Source organism: Flavobacterium sp. Root935, from assembly GCF_001429295.1.
In the GTDB taxonomy this organism is placed as follows: domain Bacteria; phylum Bacteroidota; class Bacteroidia; order Flavobacteriales; family Flavobacteriaceae; genus Flavobacterium.
In genome coordinates, this window is the sequence record NZ_LMJL01000010.1 from 277,679 (window position 1) to 294,130 (window position 16,452).

General features: G+C 34.6%; 15 protein-coding genes. 11 read left to right on the forward strand and 4 right to left on the reverse strand.

Features of this window, described 5'->3' with window-relative positions:
* The first annotated feature begins 126 nt into the window (after positions 1 to 126).
* Both pruA and ASE40_RS12160 read left to right on the forward strand, forming a co-directional pair.
* Positions 127 to 1,752 (forward strand): L-glutamate gamma-semialdehyde dehydrogenase, encoded by a 1,626-nt coding sequence (pruA, locus tag ASE40_RS12155; RefSeq protein WP_057117247.1) that lies wholly within the window; start codon positions 127 to 129, stop codon positions 1,750 to 1,752.
* A 255-nt stretch (positions 1,753 to 2,007) separates the two neighbouring features.
* Positions 2,008 to 2,739, forward strand: coding sequence for a hypothetical protein (locus ASE40_RS12160; protein WP_057117250.1), 732 nt, complete (start codon positions 2,008 to 2,010; stop codon positions 2,737 to 2,739).
* A 67-nt stretch (positions 2,740 to 2,806) separates the two neighbouring features.
* On the opposite strand, the gene rsmG is transcribed toward ASE40_RS12160, so the two are convergent.
* Positions 2,807 to 3,436, reverse strand: a complete 630-nt coding sequence (rsmG, locus tag ASE40_RS12165) for a 16S rRNA (guanine(527)-N(7))-methyltransferase RsmG (protein ID WP_057117253.1) — start codon at positions 3,434 to 3,436, stop codon at positions 2,807 to 2,809.
* 107 nt (positions 3,437 to 3,543) lie between these two features.
* On the opposite strand from rsmG, the gene ASE40_RS12170 reads away from it, so the two are divergent.
* On the forward strand, positions 3,544 to 4,641 hold the full coding sequence (locus tag ASE40_RS12170) for a fatty acid desaturase family protein (RefSeq protein WP_057117256.1): 1,098 nt from the start codon (positions 3,544 to 3,546) through the stop codon (positions 4,639 to 4,641).
* Between the two features lie 70 nt (positions 4,642 to 4,711).
* A complete protein-coding gene (locus ASE40_RS12175; RefSeq protein ID WP_057117259.1) occupies positions 4,712 to 5,902 on the forward strand; it encodes a pyridoxal phosphate-dependent aminotransferase in 1,191 nt (396 codons plus the stop codon).
* Between the two features lie 60 nt (positions 5,903 to 5,962).
* Here ASE40_RS12175 and ASE40_RS12180 read toward each other — a convergent pair whose 3' ends face one another.
* A complete protein-coding gene (locus ASE40_RS12180; RefSeq protein WP_057117261.1) occupies positions 5,963 to 7,021 on the reverse strand; it encodes a serine hydrolase domain-containing protein in 1,059 nt (352 codons plus the stop codon).
* Positions 7,022 to 7,224: 203 nt separating this feature from the next.
* On the opposite strand from ASE40_RS12180, the gene ASE40_RS12185 reads away from it, so the two are divergent.
* The 7 genes from ASE40_RS12185 (at position 7,225) to ASE40_RS12210 (ending at position 13,219) form a co-directional block, all read left to right on the forward strand.
* Positions 7,225 to 7,680 carry a ferritin-like domain-containing protein gene (locus ASE40_RS12185; protein WP_057117264.1) on the forward strand — a complete coding sequence of 152 codons (456 nt, stop codon included), beginning with the start codon at positions 7,225 to 7,227 and terminating at the stop codon, positions 7,678 to 7,680.
* Positions 7,681 to 7,881: 201 nt separating this feature from the next.
* A complete protein-coding gene (locus ASE40_RS21730) occupies positions 7,882 to 8,061 on the forward strand; it encodes a hypothetical protein (protein ID WP_082586805.1) in 180 nt (59 codons plus the stop codon).
* An 80-nt stretch (positions 8,062 to 8,141) separates the two neighbouring features.
* Positions 8,142 to 8,678 carry a hypothetical protein gene (locus ASE40_RS12190; RefSeq protein WP_057117267.1) on the forward strand — a complete coding sequence of 179 codons (537 nt, stop codon included), beginning with the start codon at positions 8,142 to 8,144 and terminating at the stop codon, positions 8,676 to 8,678.
* A gap of 189 nt (positions 8,679 to 8,867) precedes the next feature.
* Entirely contained in the window at positions 8,868 to 10,742 is a 1,875-nt protein-coding gene (locus ASE40_RS12195; RefSeq protein WP_057117270.1) for a peptidase U32 family protein, read from the forward strand.
* A gap of 402 nt (positions 10,743 to 11,144) precedes the next feature.
* Positions 11,145 to 12,320 (forward strand): formate-dependent phosphoribosylglycinamide formyltransferase, encoded by a 1,176-nt coding sequence (gene purT / locus ASE40_RS12200; protein WP_262487376.1) that lies wholly within the window; start codon positions 11,145 to 11,147, stop codon positions 12,318 to 12,320.
* 3 nt (positions 12,321 to 12,323) lie between these two features.
* Entirely contained in the window at positions 12,324 to 12,644 is a 321-nt protein-coding gene (locus tag ASE40_RS12205; RefSeq protein ID WP_057117276.1) for a DUF6370 family protein, read from the forward strand.
* Positions 12,644 to 13,219, forward strand: a complete 576-nt coding sequence (locus ASE40_RS12210) for a Crp/Fnr family transcriptional regulator (RefSeq protein WP_057117279.1) — start codon at positions 12,644 to 12,646, stop codon at positions 13,217 to 13,219. The genes ASE40_RS12205 and ASE40_RS12210 overlap by 1 nt, the downstream gene beginning before the upstream one ends.
* A 164-nt stretch (positions 13,220 to 13,383) precedes the next feature.
* On the opposite strand, the gene aceA is transcribed toward ASE40_RS12210, so the two are convergent.
* Both aceA and aceB read right to left on the reverse strand, forming a co-directional pair.
* Positions 13,384 to 14,664, reverse strand: coding sequence for an isocitrate lyase (gene aceA, locus ASE40_RS12215; RefSeq protein WP_057117283.1), 1,281 nt, complete (start codon positions 14,662 to 14,664; stop codon positions 13,384 to 13,386).
* Positions 14,665 to 14,796: 132 nt separating this feature from the next.
* Positions 14,797 to 16,398, reverse strand: a complete 1,602-nt coding sequence (gene aceB, locus ASE40_RS12220) for a malate synthase A (protein ID WP_057117287.1) — start codon at positions 16,396 to 16,398, stop codon at positions 14,797 to 14,799.
* Positions 16,399 to 16,452 lie beyond the last annotated feature (54 nt).

The window sequence follows — 16,452 nt, forward strand, 5'->3', positions numbered from 1 at the left end:
GTTATCTTAATCATAAAATTATCAATTTATTAATTTATCCTTTGTACTTTTGTGCAGCGTTAGATTATTCGTAACAAAACTCAAATCGTCTAACTTAAATTATCTAATAATCTAATTTTAAATAACATGCTTAAAGGATTTTTTCATGTACCAAAAGCGGTAAACGAGCCTGTAAAAGGATACGCACCGAACTCGCCAGAAAAGGCAGCTGTTCAAGCTGCGTATACCACATTGTGGAATTCTCAAATTGACGTTCCTTTATATATTGGAAGCGAAGAAATCAGAACTGGAAACACAAAAAATATCACAGCGCCACATGATCACAAACACATCGTTGGAAAATATCATTTAGCTGAAAAACAACATATAGAAAAAGCGATTGCAAATGCTCTTGAAGCAAGACATGCTTGGGCAAACATGGCATGGGAACAACGTGCTGCTATTTTCTTAAAAGCTGCAGAACTTATCGCAGGACCATACAGAGCTCGTATTAATGCAGCTACAATGATTGGTCAATCTAAAAATATTCACCAAGCAGAAATCGACGCTTCTTGCGAATTAATTGACTTTTTACGTTACAATGTTGAGTTTATGACTCAAATCTACAACGATCAGCCAAAATCAGATTCTACTGTTTGGAACCGTGTAGAATACAGACCTTTAGAAGGTTTTATTTATGCAATTACTCCTTTTAACTTTACTGCTATTGCTGCAAACCTTCCGGCAAGTGCTGCAATGATGGGTAACGTTGTCGTTTGGAAACCAAGTGACAGCCAGGTATTCTCTGCAAAAATCATCATCGATGTTTTCAAAGAAGCTGGTGTTCCTGACGGAGTTATCAACGTAGTTTTTGGAGATGCTCTAATGATTACAGATACTGTTTTAGCTAGCCGTGATTTTGCTGGTGTTCACTTTACAGGATCTACTCATGTATTTAAAGATATTTGGGCTAAAATTGGCGCAAACATCCAAAATTATAAAACTTACCCAAGAATCGTTGGTGAAACAGGTGGTAAAGATTTCATCATTGCACACCCAAGCGCAAACGTAAAACAAGTTGCTACAGGAATTACTCGTGGTGCATTTGAATTCCAAGGTCAAAAATGTTCTGCAGCTTCAAGAGCTTATATTCCGCAAAGTTTATGGCCAGCTGTAAAAGAACAATTAATTGCTGACGTAAAATCTATGAAAATGGGTTCTCCAGAAGATTTTGGAAACTTTATTACAGCAGTTATCCACGAAGGTTCTTTTGATAAATTAGCTAGTTATATCGACCAAGCTAAAAAAGATGCTGACGCTGAAATTATTGTTGGTGGAAATTACGATAAATCTGTTGGATACTTTATTGAACCAACTGTTATTGTAACTACAAATCCAAAATATACTACAATGGAAACCGAATTATTCGGACCAGTAATTACGATCTATGTTTACGAAGATGCAAAATGGGAAGAGACTTTAGAATTAGTTGATACTACTTCTGAATATGCTTTAACTGGAGCTGTATTTAGCCAAGATCGTTATGCTATTGAAGTAGCAACAACGAAATTGCAAAATGCTGCTGGTAACTTCTACATTAATGATAAACCAACTGGAGCTGTTGTAGGAATGCAGCCTTTTGGAGGTGCAAGAGCATCTGGAACTAACGATAAAGCAGGTTCTGCATTGAACTTATTACGTTGGGCTTCTCCACGAACTATCAAAGAAACTTTTGTAACTCCAGAAGATTACAGATACCCATTCTTAGGATAATAAATCTTATATTTAAATATTACCAAAAGCTGAACATTTTTAAATGGTTCAGCTTTTGTTTTTTTAGTTAGGATGTTCACAATTGACTTATAATTATATTTTGTAGTACTTTTCTTATAATGTTGATTTTCAACAAAGTAGAGATTGCAAAAAGCTTATTTTAATACTTTTAAAACTTCTTGTGCCTTTTTTTAAATACCGACCCCTTTAAATTTGTCCCAATAAATTCAAGTTTAAGTAAAAGAAAAAAAAGATATGAGAAATTTAAACAATGTTCCTAAAGTAATAATGGACTCAAAAAGTATTGGACATCCTATTGATTTTAAATGGACAAAAAAGAAAATCGATCAGTTATTAGATCCAATTGAAGGAAATGAAGATTTAGAAAATACTTTAATGCAAATTAATCATAAAGGTTCAATCGGATTGACTGCTGCGTTATTAGAATGGGTTTATTGGCGTTTTACAGGTTACACTCAAGCAACGTGTGATACACAGAAGCGTATTGAAGCTCTTTGGTGTTCTATAAGCAATCGTGAGCAAACTAATCCTTTATTGTTTGATACAGATTTGGAAATTTCAGCCACAGGTGCAGTAAATGGTGCTCTATGGATTGCACTTATGAACGTAAGAATGATTGATGTGAGATATAGAAAAGGGTCATACTTTTTACAAAATGAACTTGTAGGTCTAGTTTTACTGGCACGCCATATTACTCCAAAAAAGAAAAAATTTGATAAATGGTTCAGTCAAACCATAACAACATTAATGAATACACATCCTTGTGCTTACAGAAATACAGCTTTGGATGAAACAGATGAAGCTGTATACAATTCATCAAATGAGCCTGTAATCTCTCGTGAGTTTTTCTTTGATTCAGAATTTAAATATAGCAATGAAGCATCAGAAAATGCAATTCATAATTTTATAGATAACCTAAATCTTAAAGCAAATCCTTTTTTAGATTTTTCTAGAAAAGCATCTTAGTAGTAAAAACTATTAATTCAAAAAATAACCCGTAAAGAATTCTTTACGGGTTATTGTTTTTATTCATTTATGGTTTGAATTTTAAAGGAAGATGCACCACCTTTTTGGTTTCAAAAAATTCATCATCAAATATTGCAGCTAAATCGTATAAAGTTGCATTTGGGAAATCTTTTAGCTCTTCTGCCAAATCACCACCTTTTAAATATAGAATTCCATTTTTCAAAGTGTGTTTATGCTGTTTTTTAATTTTGTCTTTTATCCAAGAAACAAAATCCGGCATATTAGTTACCGCTCGGCTCACTATAAAATCGAAATCTCCTTTTACCAATTCGGCACGTTTTTGTTCTGCTTTTACATTTTTCAGTTCTAATGCATCAACAACACCTTGAACTACTTTTATCTTTTTAGCAATAACATCAATTAAATAAAAACGAGTTTCAGGAAAAAGGATCGCTAACGGAATTCCAGGAAAACCACCGCCGGTTCCAACATCCAAAACTGTTGCTCCAGGTTCAAACTTCATAATTTTTGCAATACCTAACGAATGCAAAATATGCTTTGTATATAATGAATCAATATCTTTACGAGAAATCACATTGATTTTCTCATTCCAATCGTGGTATAAAAAGTCTAATTTTTGAAATTGTTCGATTTGAAGATCGGTCAAATTTGGAAAATATTTCAATATCTCATCCATTGCTGTAAATTTTTAACAAAAGTACTACTTTACGATTGAAATATTTAACTCAATTTTGCAAATTGAGAATTTATAATAATTACCTTTGAAAACTATTTAAAATAATTATGAATAACACTGCACCTACATTTGCAAGGCAAGACAATCTGAAATTTTTCAGAACACTTAACTCTCGGGTAAACAATTACTTTAAGGAAAACAACATTCAGAAAACTGGAAACTGGAAGTTACACTTAAAAGCCGTTATTCTATTCGCAGTTTTTTTAACTCCGTATTTTTTGATACTTACATTAGACATGCCTTTTTGGGTAATGCTTCTTTTATCAATCGTAATTGGTATCGGAATGGCTGGAGTTGGAATGAATGTAATGCACGATGGAAATCACGGTTCCTATTCGAATAAAAGCTGGATCAATAAATTTATGGGAGGCACCATTTATGTTCTTGCTGGAAATGTTTACAACTGGCAGGTACAACATAATGTACTTCACCATACTTATACTAATATACCTGGACACGACGAAGATTTAGACGCTGGAAGAATTATTCGTTTTACAGAACATGCAGAATGGCATAGTTTTCACCGTTTTCAACATTATTATTCTGTTTTCTTATACGGTTTATTGACTTTCAATTGGGCAATCACAACCGATTTTAAGCAAATGAGAAATTATCTGAAAAGAAAATTATCTTACGGAGAACCAAAAAGCCCAAAAATTCTTTGGACAACTTTGATCATCACTAAACTTATTTATATTTCAATTTGGATTGTTTTACCAATGGTAATTGGAATTACTTGGTGGAAAGTGCTAATTGGCTTTTTTGTAATGCATTATACAGCTGGATTAATTCTTAGTGTTGTATTTCAATTGGCACACGTTGTAGACCATACAACAAATCCCTCTCCAAATGAATTAGGAGAAATGGACAATACATGGGCTGTTCACCAATTGTATACTACAACTAATTTTGCACCAAAAAATGCAATTGTAAACTGGTACACAGGTGGATTAAATCACCAAATCGAACATCATATTTTTCCGAATATCAGTCACATTCACTATGGTAAAATTGCAAAAATCGTAAAGGAAACTGCAAAAGAATGCAACCTGCCTTATTATGAGTACAAAACAATGCGAAGTGCTATTGTAGCTCACTTTAAGCATTTACGTGAATTAGGAATGAAGCCTGAATTATCTGTTTAAACTAAAAAATCTATTAATAATTAACCTTCCTTAATTAAAGTTGAAATTAAGGACATTCAAAATTTTTATAATGAACCATATTCTTTCAGACAGAATTAACAACCTTGCGACATCACAAACTTTAGCAATGGCTGCTTTGGCACGCGAATTAAAAGCGCAGGGAAAAGACATTATCAGTTTAAGTTTAGGTGAACCTGACTTTAATACACCAGACTTCATTAAAGAAGCAGTAAAAAAGGCAGTCGACGAAAATTACAGCACATATTCTCCAGTAGAAGGTTATTTAGAATTGAGAGAAGCAATCTGCAGAAAATTCAAAAGAGACAACGGATTAGATTATAAACCAACTCAAATCGTAGTTTCTACAGGAGCAAAACAATCTTTATACAACATTGCACAAGTAATGTTAAATGATGGTGACGAAGTTATTTTACCAGCACCATACTGGGTTTCTTATTTCGAAATCGTAAAACTTTCTGGCGGAGTTCCAGTTGAAGTTCCAACATCTGTAGAAACAGATTTCAAAATTACACCAGAGCAATTAGAAGCTGCTATCACACCAAAAACAAAAATGATGTGGTTCTCTTCTCCTTGTAACCCTTCAGGATCTGTTTACAGCAGAGAAGAATTAACAGCTCTAGCAAAAGTTTTAGAAAAACACCCAAATATATATGTAGTTGCCGATGAGATTTATGAGCACATCAATTTCTCAGGAACTTTCTGCAGTATCGGTTCAATTCCAGGAATGTTAGACAGAACAATTACTGTAAACGGAGTAGCAAAAGCATTTGCTATGACAGGATACAGAATTGGTTATATTGGAGCACCGGAATTTATCGCAAAAGCGTGTACAAAAATTCAGGGACAAGTAACGTCAGGGGCAAATTCTGTTGCTCAACGAGCTACAATTACAGCTGTAGATGCAGATCCAAGTGTATTAAACCACATGGTTCAAGCTTTCCACACACGTAGAGATTTAGTTGTTGGATTACTAAAAGAAATTCCAGGAATTAAAATCAACGTTCCAGAAGGTGCATTTTACGTTTTCCCAGATGTTTCTTCTTTCTTCGGAAAAACTTTAAAAGGAACTGAGATTAAAGATGCAAACGATGTTTCGATGTATCTTTTAGCAGAAGCAAACGTGGCAACTGTTACTGGAGACGCTTTCGGAAATCCAAATTGTATTCGTTTCTCTTACGCCACAAGCGACGACATTTTAAAAGAAGCATTACGCAGAATCAAAGAAGCTTTGACTGCTTAATATACTATCTCATAAGTAAAAAATTAAAAAGGGTATTTTAAAAAAATACCCTTTTTAATTTTAATCTATTAAAAGTGAAGCAACAGCTGTTGTAATTAAAGTTGGAGAATTACATTCACAATTACTCAACCCAATAACATAAATTTGTTCAGAAGGTTCGTAAATCCCCATCGATTTAAAACCAAAAATACTTCCTCCATGTTCGCGCACGACTTTATCTTTTATTTTTTCTAAGTGCCAGCCATATCCATAATCAATCTTTGTCCCATTATTTAATTGATAATTAGTAAAAGCTTTTTCAGTAAATTCAGAACTTAGTAATACATTCTTATTAAGAGCATTTTGCCATTTTAGCATATCATCTACATTAGAAATTATTGCACCCGTTGCATAAGGAATAGAAAAACTAATATAATTTTTATTTACATAACCTTGTTTATCACGGTAACCTGAAACCCTGTTTTTAATTATTCTCTCATGACTAGCATATGAAGTATTATTCATTCCTATTTTCCTGAAAATGCGTTCACTTATAAAATCACGATATGTTTGTCCCGATACAATTTCGATAATATAACCTAAAAGGACATATCCAGAATTGCAATACTTATATTGTTCTCCAGGCTTAAAATCAATTGGTTCATCTTTAAAAAAGTCTACCAATTCTTTTGGGGACAAATCTTCTCTGGCAATATTTTTTATAGATTTCATACTTGTAAAATCTTTAATTCCAGAAGTATGAGTAAGCAAATGATGTATTTTAATTACATTTCCATTTGTTGGATAATCTGGAATAAATTTTGTGATTTCATCGTTCAAATTGAGTTTCCCTTGCTCCGCCAGCATTAAAACAGAAATGGCTGTAAACTGTTTAGTAATTGAACCTATTTCAAAAATAAACTCTGGTTTCATTTTAACATTCAGTTCCAAATCTGCCATTCCAAATGCTTTTCTGTATACCACTTTTCCGTTTTTTGCAGCCAAAAAAACAGCTCCGGGAATTTCAGGTTTAAATTTTGCAGTTATAATACTATCAATTTTAGCTTCTAGTTTTTGAGAAAAAACACTCGAACTGAAAACTAAAAATAAAGCGAGAACGTATTGTAATAATGATTTCATTTTTTTATTGATTAATGATTGATAACCTTTTGACGACTTAAGTCATTTTTTGGTTACAACATCTGCTAATTTGTAAAAATCGAAAAAATATAACTTTCAAAATTCCCATTCCACAATATTGTAAAACCTCAGCTATAATCCTGTAAAACAGACCGATTAATAATTGCCAACTTTGTAATGTATTAATTTAAAAACTATTAGTCATGATACATACAGATGAAACCACAAAAGAAGCAGTTAAAACTTTAGAAGGATTAATTTCAATTCTTGAAGACGGAAAATTAGGATATACCAACGCTGCAGAGCACGTAGAAAATCCAGCAATGAAAACTGACTTTCTAGAATATGCTAGAGAAAGAGCTTTATTTATTGTTGAATTACAAGATGAGATCAATAAATTAGGAAAATCAACAGATACTTCTGGCGGTGGACCATTAGGAGCCTTACATCGTGCATGGATTGATATTAAATCATCGTTTACTGGAGGAGATACAGAAGCTATCATTAATGCTTGCGTTACAGGTGAAGAAGCTGCAATTGAAAAATACAAAATGGCACTCGAAGAAAATCATCTTGAATACAGCCAAGTTTCAGTTGTTTCAAAACAATTAAACAGTATTCAAAATACATTATCACAAATTAAAATGAGAGCGAATTAATCGATCGATCGATTCATGCTTTTTTTTTGAGAACTGCTCGGTCTTCGGATCGGGCGGTTTTTTTTGTTTCAGATAATTTCTAACAAAAAACTAAATTTTCGGCTTATAACTTTAATAAGTTCTTACATAAAAACAAAAAATAAATCTTACATTTCAACAATCGAATAATTCATTTGTCATTCCAATTAAATACATAAAATTATGAATAGATTTCTGTTGTTCTTTTTAGTAAGTTTCCACTCATTTACGATAATTGCACAACAAAAAGCACCCATAAAACCACGAATTCTAATCAGCAGTGATATTGGCGGCACAGATCCAGACGACAATCAGTCGTTTACACATTTGACGGCAAAATACAGGGAGAAAAAACAATCTTAAAATGGAGAAACGCCATCTTAATGGACTGGGCAAAACGCTGGAGTTGGTTATTAGACAAATAAATCTCAATCAAAATAGTAATGAATCAACAAAAATTTTCAATTGCCATTTATCAAAAGCCCACTATTACAGAAGCTTTCTTCGCTATTCTTTTAACGTTAATAATTTTCGTGCCTTTCATTCATGGGATAAATACAAAGCAACCTATTTATTGTCTCAGTATGATTGTTGGACTTATTGGATTTGGAATTTTTAATAGTATTACAAAAGGTAAGTTTCTGCCTTCAGGAATTATACAAAAGAATACACTCATTAGTTTTTCAGAAAACGGTATTGAAATTAACGAAGGGCAGGAATCTAGAATACACCAATGGAGGAATCTTGAAGAAATTGAAATAAACATCTATGCTTATAGCGGAGGATCTTCACAAAATAGTAGAACTCTCTACAATGGATTTGAAAATTCAATCAATTTTATCGAAAACGGAGAAAAATTTAAATATCGATTTTATATTGAAAATGTCCATCAATATAAATTATTAAAAGAACAGTTCGATAAAATAATTCTACCATTATTAAATCAATATCAAAATCTAAAAGAAGAAAGTTACTGGTAGATGCAAATCAATTTTAACAGAAATTACACTAATCTAATCAATGATACTGCTTATCTGTAAAAACACTTGCTTTATTAATTTAAGTTAACAAATTCAAAAAAATCCCTTCATCATTAGCAAACTCGAAATATTTATAAGAACTTTGCAAACTTTTTTCCGTGAATACCACAAAAGCCTAAAGTTCTAAAAATGAAGAAGAAAATTGAAATATTAGCTCCTGCTAAAGATTTAATTGGAGGAATGGCCGCCATAAACAGTGGCGCCGATGCAGTTTATATTGGTGCACCGCAGTTTGGTGCGCGTTCTAATGCCAACAATTCTATTGAAGATGTTGCCGCTTTGGTACAATATGCGCATTTATTTAATGCTCAGGTTTTTGTTGTTATGAATACCATATTGTACGATAACGAACTGGAAACGTGTCGCTCAATGATTTGGGAATTATACGATATTGGTGTCGATGCCCTGATTATTCAGGATATGGCAATTATGGAAATGGACTTACCTCCTATCGTACTTCACGCCAGTACACAAGCCAATAATCGTGATGCTGATAAAATTAAATTCCTTAAAGATGCCGGAATTAAACGTGTGGTTTTAGCACGTGAATTGAACCTTCATCAAATTAAAACAATCTATGACCATGCTGATGTTGAGTTAGAATTTTTCGTAACTGGAGCTTTATGTGTTTCATTCAGCGGGAATTGCTATATGAGTGTAGCCAACGGAGAACGCAGCGCCAACCGTGGTTCTTGCGCTCAAAACTGTCGTTTACCGTATAATTTAATCGACGGAAACGGAGAAACTTTAATTAGAAACAGTCACTTACTTTCGATAAAAGATTTAGATATTTCAGAACAAATTCCGAATTTGATTGAAGCCGGAATTGTTTCTTTTAAAATTGAAGGAAGATTAAAAGATGTTGTTTATGTTAAAAACAACGTTTCTTACTTACGTCAAAAACTAGATAGCTTTTTAGAAGGAGCTGGAAGCGAAAAATACATGAAAGCTTCTTCGGGAACTTGTACCTACACTTTTGATTCTTCTCTAAGCAGAACTTTCAACCGTGGTTATACTGATTATTTCGTAAACGACAGACACAGCTCGATTGGTTCTTGGGAAAGTCCAAAATCAAAAGGGCAGTATATTGGTAAATTAATTCGAACTGTTGGAAACGCTTACGAAATCGAAAACGGCGAATTGCTAAATAACGGTGACGGACTTTGTTTCATCAATGAAAACAATGAAGCCGACGGAATCTATGTAAACAAAGCCGAAAACGGCAAAATATATCCAAACGTTCTAAAAGAAGTTAAAGACGGAACTTTCATTTATAGAAATAACGACGCCGCTTTCATCAAAATTGTAGAAAGAGAAGACAGTGCCGTTCGCAAATTAAGTACCACTTTATTACTTACTGAAACTGAAAATGGTTTCGAATTAATCGCAACCGATGAAGACGGAAATGTAAGCACCGTTACTTTAGAACATCCAAAAGAACAGACTAAAACAGGCGAATCAATCGAAGAAAATATCAAAACACAATTGGCAAAAACAGGTTTCACACCTTACACTGCTGATGAAATAAATATTATGTTTTCTCAAAACTGGTTCCTTCCTATTTCAAAAATCAACGAAATGCGAAGAACTGTTTACGATCAGTTAACTGAAATTCGTTTGGCGAACTACAAACGTGAAGAACACCAATTGGTAAAAACGTCACATCCGTATCCTGAAACAAAATTAGATTTCATGTACAATGTTTCAAACAAAACAGCTCGTAAATTCTACGAACGTCACGGTGTTACCGAAATCGAAAAAGCATTTGAATTACAATGGGATCCAGGAAAATCCCGTGTAATGACAACCAAATACTGCATCAAATACGAATTAAAAAAATGTCCGATACATCAAAAAGATATAGTTGGTGTTAAAGTAAAAGAACCATTAGTACTAAAGCAAGGTGAATTAGAGTACAAACTAAAATTCAACTGCAAACCTTGTGAAATGGAAATCTGGGAAAAGGATGCTGAATTTGAGATTGAAGAAGATCATTTTCATTAATATACAAACCGATACTCTTTAAAAGAAGTATCGGTTTTTTATTTTGGGCGTGCCCCTCAGGGTCGGGCTATCCGTTACAAGTCCTCGCACTTCCTTCGTCAGGCTGTGGGCTTTCCACTTCTATCCCTCACGCAAACGAATTAACAAGAACTTTTATATTTATAATTTCTCACAATCTTGTCATTTCGATCCCGAGGATTCGGGATCGAAATGACAAACTATACGGTTACTTTACCTAAAAATTAAATTTCAAATTAAAAAAAATCTGCTCGATCTGCAAAATCTGCGTGAAACCTCTATGAACCTTATTTTAACTTAAAAACAAAAACTTTGCGTTCTTCGCGTAATTCTTTGCGAACTTTGCGGTTAAAAGCATTTTTCTGTACTTTTACTACTCAAACAATACAACACTCCAAAATGAAAATACTACTCCTAGGTTCAGGCGAATTAGGCAAAGAATTTGTCATTGCCGCACAACGAATCGGACAAACCATAATAGCTGTTGACAGTTACGAAAATGCTCCCGCAATGCAAGTCGCTCACGGATTTGAAGTCATCAATATGCTTGACGGCGAAGCTTTAGACCGAATCGTAGCCAAACACAAACCAGATTTTATAGTTCCAGAAATAGAAGCCATTCGCACCGAACGTTTTTACGATTACGAAAAGCAGGGAATTACGGTTGTTCCTTCAGCGAAAGCTGCAAACTTTACCATGAACCGTAAGGCAATCCGCGACTTAGCCGCAAAAGAATTAGGTTTAAAAACAGCCAAATATCAATACGCAACATCTGCAGAAGAATTACAAAAAGCCGTTCAGGAAGTTGGAATTCCATGCGTTGTAAAACCCCTAATGTCGTCATCAGGAAAAGGGCAATCGACTATAAAAACAGAAAGCGATATCGAGAAAGCATGGCAATATGCCGTTGCAGGTTCGCGTGGTGATGTTATCGAAGTTATTGTAGAAGCTTTTGTTGATTTTCATTCTGAGATTACGCTTTTGACGATTACTCAAAATGGAAATCCAACTTTATTTTGTGCTCCAATTGGGCACAGACAAGAACGTGGCGATTATCAGGAAAGCTGGCAGCCGGCGCAAGTTTCTGAAGCTGATTTGTACGAAGCACAGGATATGGCCGAAAAAATTACCGAAGCTCTTGGCGGTGCGGGACTTTTTGGTGTTGAATTTTTCCTGACTAATGAAGGTGTTTATTTCTCTGAACTTTCTCCTCGCCCGCACGATACCGGAATGGTAACTTTGGCCGGAACTCAGAATTTCAATGAGTTTGAACTGCATTTGAGAGCAATTTTAAGTCTTCCAATTTTCGAGATTACATTAGAAAAAGCCGGAGCAAGTGCGGTGATTTTAGCATCAGAAGATTCGACAAATCCAACTTTCAGCGGAATCGAAAAAGTCGCCGCTTTACCAAAAACTGATTTCAGGATTTTTGGAAAACCAACTTCAAGACCCTACCGCCGAATGGGCGTTGTTTTAGCGAATGATTCATTAATAACTCCAATCGAAAAAGTAACAGAACGCGCCAAAGAAACGGCAAAATTAATAACTGTAAATTCTTAAGAAATGAAAAAAATTATATTCACGCTGTTCCTGTTTATCGGGATTACAGCACAAGCTCAAACCAAAAAGAAATTTGACAAACCAACAATAGTAGAAGCTTCGTGCGGAGAATGCCAGTTCGGAATGAAAGGTAAGAGCTGTGATTTGGCTCTTCGAATTGACGGCAAATCCTATTTTGTTGACGGAACAACTATTCACGATCACGGTGACGCACACTCTGAAAAAGGTTTTTGCAATGCCGTTAGAAAAGCTTCTGTTACAGGAGAAATTGTAAACGATAGATTTAAAGCGACTTCATTCACCTTAATAGATGATAAAAAATAATGGCATTAATACTCGAAAATATTGCTAAACATGTTTCTTTGACACCAGAAGAGCAGGCACTTTTTTTATCTAAGCTAGAAACGAATACTTATAAACCTAAAACAATTTTATTGAATGCCGGCGAAGTTTGCAAACACTCTTATTTCGTTAATTCGGGTATTTTACGAAGTTTTAATATCAACGATAATATTGTTGAACATGTACTTTCATTTGCCTGCGAAGGTTGGTGGATGAGCGATATGTACAGTTTTTTTTCGCAAAAACCGGGACAGCTTTTTATTGAAGTTCTCGAAGAAGCAGAAGTTGTTTCATTGTCCAAAGAAAATCAGGAACAATTGTATTTGGAGATTCCAAAATTAGAGCGCTTCTTTAGAATTTTAATTGAAAATTCATTGGTTGCGAATCAACAAAGACTAATGGACAATTTAAGTTTACCTGCGGAAGAGCGTTTCGAAAAATTCAGTAAAAAATACGGGACCTTAATTCACAAAGTTCCCCAAAAACAAATTGCGTCTTTTATTGGAGTAACGCCTGAATTTTTCAGCAAAATGAAAGCGAGACTTTTGAAGAAATAATTTTTTTTTTGGGCCACGAATTACACAAATTTCCACTAATTAAATTGCTTTAAAATTGAAATAAAATTCGTGGAAATTTGTGTAATTTGTGGCAAAAAGAAATCCTTTTAATCTGCGAAATCTGTGGCTAAAAATAAGACCAGTTCAATGAACTGGCCTTTGAATTAAAATTGCTCAACCTCCGTAGAATGTTTCATCGCTGTTATTGTTGATTTTCCTATCATTACGGTATTTTGAACCGCATCAAAATAAGAAGTTCCAACAAAAGCCTGATGTTTTACCGCTCTGAATCCGTTTTTCTGTAAAGCGAATTCGCGTTCCTGCAATTCAGAATATCCTGCCATGCCGCGTTCTTTATACGCTTTAGACAATTCAAACATACTAGTGTTCAAAGCATGGAATCCTGCCAAAGTAATAAATTGGAATTTATAACCCATTGCAGCCAAATCTTCCCTGAACGTTTCCATTTCCGCAACTGATAATTTTGCAGCCCAGTTGAAAGAAGGAGAACAATTGTAAGCCAGCATTTTATCTGGAAATTCTTTTTTCATAGCCGTCGCAAACTTTCTCGCATAATCCAAATCCGGATTGCTGGTTTCCATCCAAATTAAATCAGCGTAAGGCGCGTAGCTCAAACCTCTTGCAATTCCCTGATCAATTCCGTTTTTAACGTAGAAGAAACCTTCGGCAGTTTTTTCACCTGTTAAAAATTTCCTGTCTCTTGGGTCTGCATCGCTTGTTAATAAATTTGCCGCATCAGCATCGGTTCTTGCTACAATTAAAGTTGAAACGCCCATAACATCTGAAGCCAAACGTGCTGCAATTAATTTATTAATCGCTTCCTGCGTTGGCACCAAAACCTTTCCGCCCAAGTGCCCGCACTTTTTAGCAGAACTCAGCTGATCTTCAAAATGCACTCCAGAAGCTCCCGCTTCAATCATCGATTTCATTAATTCGAAAGCATTTAGATTTCCTCCAAAACCTGCTTCGGCATCGGCTACAATCGGAACTAAATAATCTTTTTTATCTTCAATTTCATTTACAGTTTGAATCTGATCGGCACGTAATAAAGCATTATTGATTTTTTTTACCACCATCGGAACGCTGTTTACCGGATAAAGTGATTGGTCTGGGTACATTTCTCCCGCCAGATTTGCATCAGCAGCAACTTGCCAGCCACTCAAATAAATCGCCTCTAAACCCGCATCAACTTCTTGAATCGCCTGATTCCCAGTTAACGCGCCCAATCCCGCAACATAATCTTGATTTTTTAACTTTCTCCATAATTTTTGCGCTCCCATTTTGGCAATAGAATGCTCAATTTGATAAGATCCCTGAAGCGTAACTACTTCTGCAGCAGTATAAGGTCGTTCAACCCCTTTCCATCTCGGGTTCGTTATCCAATCGTTAATCAATTCCTGAATTCTGTCTTCTGTTGTTTTCATAAATAGTTTAGTTAAAGTGGTTAGTAAAGCATTTTATTCAATTAAAAATTTTGAATTAAAAATTAAAAATCTGTGTTATCTGCTAAATCTGCACGAAACATTTTTAATTTTTAATTCTCAATTTTTAATTCTTTATAAATATTTGTAGCAGGGAATAGTCAAGAAATCAACGAAATCAGCATTTACAACCAATCTTTCCAAAACCTTTTCAGCCAATGGAAATTGTTGTTTTTCGTGATTTTCTTCTCCTAATTCCTCTTTGATTTTTCTGAATTCATCCAAAGCCAATTCATGATAATAAGTCAAATCTAATTTTCGTCCATTATCTAAAACCACTTTATTCTGAAGCCATTGCCATAATTGCGATCTCGAAATTTCTGCGGTTGCGGCATCTTCCATCAAATTATGCAAAGCTGCCGCGCCTTGACCGTTCAGCCATGAAGCCAGATACAAAACTCCTACGTTGATATTTTTTCGAACGCCGTTTTCAGTGATTATTCCGATTGGTGGTTCAATCAAATCTGCTTCTGTGATTTTTCGATGTTCTCTTTTAATATGAATCTGGTTGGGAGTTGGCATTCCTTTATCAAAAATTTCTTTTGCCAATGAAACCAAATCCGGATGCGCTACCCATGTTCCGTCGTGACCGTTTCGAACTTCGCGTTCTTTATCGGTTTTTACTTTCGCGAAAGCAACTGCATTGGCTTCTTCATTGTTTCGAATCGGAATCTGAGCTGCCATTCCGCCGATGGCGTGAATGCCTCTTTTATGACATCTTTGAATAACCAAATTGGAATACGCATTCATAAAAGGCGAAGTCATATTTACCTGATCGCGGTCTGGAACGATGAATTTTGGATTTTTTCTAAACTTTTTGATATAAGAAAAAATATAGTCCCAGCGCCCACAGTTTAAGCCAACAATATGTTCTTTCAATTCGTAAATAATTTCATCGAGCTGAAAACTTGCTGTAATGGTTTCAATTAAAACCGTCACTTTTATCGTTCCTCTTTTCAGCTTCAAATAATCTTCGGTAAAATCAATTACATTGTTCCACCAACGCGCTTCCAGATAGTGCTCTAACTTCGGAATATAGAAATACGGACCTGAATTGTTTTCTAAAAGTCGTTTATGATTATGAAAAACATATAAACCAAAATCAACCAACGAACCCGAAACTTCTTTTCCTTCAATTAAAAGATGTTTTTCCGGCAGATGCAAACCTCTTGGACGCACAATTAACGTTGCCGTTTTTTCATTTAAATGATAAGACTTCTGCTTCACTAAATCAGTAAACGTAATTGTTTTATTTACCGCATCGATTAAATTCAGCTGACCTTCCATCAAATTTTGCCAGGTTGGCGAAGTGCTGTCTTCAAAATCGGCCATAAAAGTTTTTGCTCCCGAGTTCAAAGCATTGATAATCATTTTGCGATCAACCGGTCCGGTAATTTCTACTCTTCGGTCCAATAAGTCTTTCGGAATTTCACCTGCTGTCCAATTGCCTTCTCTGATACTTTTCGTTTCCGGAATAAAAACCGGCATAATTCCCTGATCAAAAGTGACTTGTTTTTTCTCGCGCTGCAAAAGCAATAGTTTTCGCTGTGATTCGAATTTTCTATGCAGTTCAGTTATAAAAGCAATCGCTTCTTCTGTCCAGATCTTTGGATAACGAAGTTTCTTTTCGGCTAAAAACTCCATCGCCTTTTCGGTAATTTCTAATTGGTTTTTCATAGCTAATAGATTTTATACTACAATGTTACAAAAAGTTTCTTATAAAAATAGCGA

Coding starts and splice junctions, on each gene's coding strand:
- pruA (WP_057117247.1), top strand. CDS start 127: ATGCTTAAAGGATTTTTTCATGTACCAAAAGCGGTAAACGAGCCTGTA.
- ASE40_RS12160 (WP_057117250.1), top strand. CDS start 2,008: ATGAGAAATTTAAACAATGTTCCTAAAGTAATAATGGACTCAAAAAGT.
- rsmG (WP_057117253.1), bottom strand. CDS start 3,436: ATGGATGAGATATTGAAATATTTTCCAAATTTGACCGATCTTCAAATC.
- ASE40_RS12170 (WP_057117256.1), top strand. CDS start 3,544: ATGAATAACACTGCACCTACATTTGCAAGGCAAGACAATCTGAAATTT.
- ASE40_RS12175 (WP_057117259.1), top strand. CDS start 4,712: ATGAACCATATTCTTTCAGACAGAATTAACAACCTTGCGACATCACAA.
- ASE40_RS12180 (WP_057117261.1), bottom strand. CDS start 7,021: ATGAAATCATTATTACAATACGTTCTCGCTTTATTTTTAGTTTTCAGT.
- ASE40_RS12185 (WP_057117264.1), top strand. CDS start 7,225: ATGATACATACAGATGAAACCACAAAAGAAGCAGTTAAAACTTTAGAA.
- ASE40_RS21730 (WP_082586805.1), top strand. CDS start 7,882: ATGAATAGATTTCTGTTGTTCTTTTTAGTAAGTTTCCACTCATTTACG.
- ASE40_RS12190 (WP_057117267.1), top strand. CDS start 8,142: ATGAATCAACAAAAATTTTCAATTGCCATTTATCAAAAGCCCACTATT.
- ASE40_RS12195 (WP_057117270.1), top strand. CDS start 8,868: ATGAAGAAGAAAATTGAAATATTAGCTCCTGCTAAAGATTTAATTGGA.
- ASE40_RS12205 (WP_057117276.1), top strand. CDS start 12,324: ATGAAAAAAATTATATTCACGCTGTTCCTGTTTATCGGGATTACAGCA.
- ASE40_RS12210 (WP_057117279.1), top strand. CDS start 12,644: ATGGCATTAATACTCGAAAATATTGCTAAACATGTTTCTTTGACACCA.
- aceA (WP_057117283.1), bottom strand. CDS start 14,664: ATGAAAACAACAGAAGACAGAATTCAGGAATTGATTAACGATTGGATA.
- aceB (WP_057117287.1), bottom strand. CDS start 16,398: ATGAAAAACCAATTAGAAATTACCGAAAAGGCGATGGAGTTTTTAGCC.